This window comes from Treponema sp. R6D11, assembly GCF_054786075.1.
The window spans coordinates 1-834 of the sequence record NZ_BDHD01000527.1 but is presented as its reverse complement, the minus strand read 5'-3'; the positions used below and the strand labels follow the sequence as shown (position 1 = coordinate 834).

The window sequence follows — 834 nt, the reverse complement described above, 5'->3', positions numbered from 1 at the left end:
CTTTTGCCTCTTTTGTGTAGCAAACAAAAGAACCCCACAAGACAACAGACGCTCCCGGCACTTCCGCCAACAACGACGAAATCAACCCGCCGGTACAAGATTCGGCTAAAACCAGTTTTTGTGAAACAGTTTTTAGTTTTTCTATCAAGCAAGCCGCTTTTTGTTCGGCTTGTTTAATTAATTGTTCATTCTCGTTACGCTCTGGCATTGCTTCGTTGTAAATCGGCTTTTATTTCTTCCGTTGGACGATGGAAAATCTCTATGTCTTTTTCTATGTTAGTCATTTTACATTTACCTTCAAAATGAACCCCGTCCGCTATTCTTAGTCTTGCGGCGTTTATATCGCCTTGAACTTTTGCTCCGCTCATCATATCAACTTTATCCGCCGCATGTATTGTTCCGGAAATACTTCCGTATACGGTGAGAGAATTTACTATTATGTGATCCGCGTCCACAACGGCATCTTTATCAACAATTAAATCTCCGGTTGCTTCTATTGTTCCTTTAAAAATTCCTTGAATACGCAATCTTGCGGCAAATTTAAGTATCCCTGTAAAATTTGTCGATTTGCCAAGAACAACTACTTCCGCTTTATCTTTCTTTTTTTCTTCTTTTTTTGACATTGTTATGGTTGCTCCTGCTGTAAAAATCTTCGTATTTGGGCTTCAAGAACAGAGAGTCCAATCTCGTCTTTCTTTAAATTGTCCCATTCATTTATTGTTTTTTCTATTCTTGCGTCAAGAGCCGCAATTTGTTTTCGCACAGAAAGAATTTTTTCGCTTACAGGATTTAAATGGCGGATAATAGTTGCCTGACTGTAGTTTTCGCCGTTTG

General features: G+C 39.0%; 2 protein-coding genes and 1 pseudogene. All 3 read right to left on the bottom strand.

Annotation, left to right across the window (positions count from 1 at the left end; all coding sequences use genetic code 11):
• On the bottom strand, positions 1-208 hold a 208-nt coding region (locus ACYVTD_RS14455), incomplete at its 3' end, for a CinA family protein (RefSeq protein WP_461248416.1).
• Entirely contained in the window at positions 195-623 is a 429-nt protein-coding gene (locus tag ACYVTD_RS14450; protein ID WP_461248415.1) for a bactofilin family protein, read from the bottom strand. The genes ACYVTD_RS14450 and ACYVTD_RS14455, both read right to left, overlap by 14 nt.
• A 2-nt stretch (positions 624-625) precedes the next feature.
• Positions 626-834 (bottom strand): annotated as a pseudogene (locus ACYVTD_RS14445) (response regulator transcription factor); the annotation flags it as partial.